This window comes from uncultured Rhodospira sp. (assembly GCF_937138205.1).
Classification (GTDB): Bacteria; Pseudomonadota; Alphaproteobacteria; order Rhodospirillales; family Rhodospirillaceae; genus Rhodospira.
Genome location: NZ_CAKZOT010000096.1, coordinates 1 through 1,299, shown reverse-complemented (window position 1 = coordinate 1,299; position 1,299 = coordinate 1). Strand labels below are relative to the sequence as shown.

General features: G+C 64.1%; 1 pseudogene. It reads left to right on the top strand.

Annotation, left to right across the window (positions count from 1 at the left end):
* Positions 1-26 precede the first annotated feature (26 nt).
* Positions 27-1,146, top strand: a pseudogene (locus Q0309_RS18655) (ISAs1 family transposase).
* Positions 1,147-1,299 lie beyond the last annotated feature (153 nt).

The window sequence follows — 1,299 nt, the reverse complement described above, 5'->3', positions numbered from 1 at the left end:
TTCCGTTTCCTCATCTTCTGGCGGCTTTGCGCGAGATTCCTGATCCCCGGCGTGCCCAGGGCAAGCGGTATCCGCTGGCGTACCTGCTGCTGTTCACGGTGCTGGCCCTGTTGAGCGGGGCGCGATCATACCGGGGCATCATCACCTTCCTGGAACAGCGGCGGGAGCATCTGAACCAGCATTTCGGGGTCGACCTGAAGCGGGCGCCGGCCATCAACACCTTGCGGTTCTTGATCCAGACCTTGGATGGCGAAGCGCTTGAAGCCGCGTTCCGGCGCCATGCGAAGGCGCTGACGCCACCCGGCTCGGCCGACGCCAGAACGGTGGTGGCGCTCGACGGCAAGACGCTGCGGGGAAGTTTCGATCACCTCAACGACCGCAAGGCCGCGCATACCCTGACGGCGTTCGCGTCCGAGGCGGCCCTGGTCCTGGCACACACCGAGGTCGACGCCAAATCCAACGAGATCCCGGCCGTCCAGCGGATGATCCAGGACCTGGGCCTGACCGGGGTGCTCTTCACAGCCGATGCCATGCACTGTCAAAAAAACTTTTGAGATCGCCAGGGACACAGGAAACGCCCTCCTCGTCCAGGTCAAATCCAACCAGCCCGCCCTGCATGACGCGCTCACGGCCATCTGTGCCGCAGAGACGCCCGCCGACAGCGCCGAGACCACCGACCGTGGGCGCCATGGCCGCCAGGAACACCGCCGGATCGAGACCTTCGACGTCGCAGGGCGCCTCGGCGCGGACTGGGACGGGCTGATCGTCGCCGCCGCCCGTGTCACCCGCCTGACCTGGCACAAGAACACCAAATCCGGACAGTGGGACAAAACGGAGGAAACCTCCCTCTACGTCTCCCAGATCAGCCTGTCCGCCGCCGTCTTCGGCGCCGCGATCCGCCAGCACTGGGGGATCGAAAACCGAAACCACCATGTCCGTGACGTCTCCTTCCTCGAGGACCATAGCCGCATCCGCATCAAGCCCGGCCACTTCGCCCGCCTGCGATCCTTCGCCCTCAACATCCTCCGCGCCAATGGCGCCGACAACATCAGCCGCGAACTCTACATCAACGCCCTCAACCCCAATCACGCCCTGGCCTACCCAGGGCTGTTCAGTTCTGCCGCCGGCTCGGGCGGGCTGTCGTAGGGCGAGTCATTCCGACGGTGTGTGTCCAGAAACGAGTCTACCAATGATGCGAAAGCTGTGAATCATAGAGGGCACCTTTTCGATGGAGGGTGCCATGATTCCGTTTCCTCATCTTCTGGCGGCTTTGCGCGAGATTCCTGATCCCCGGCGTGC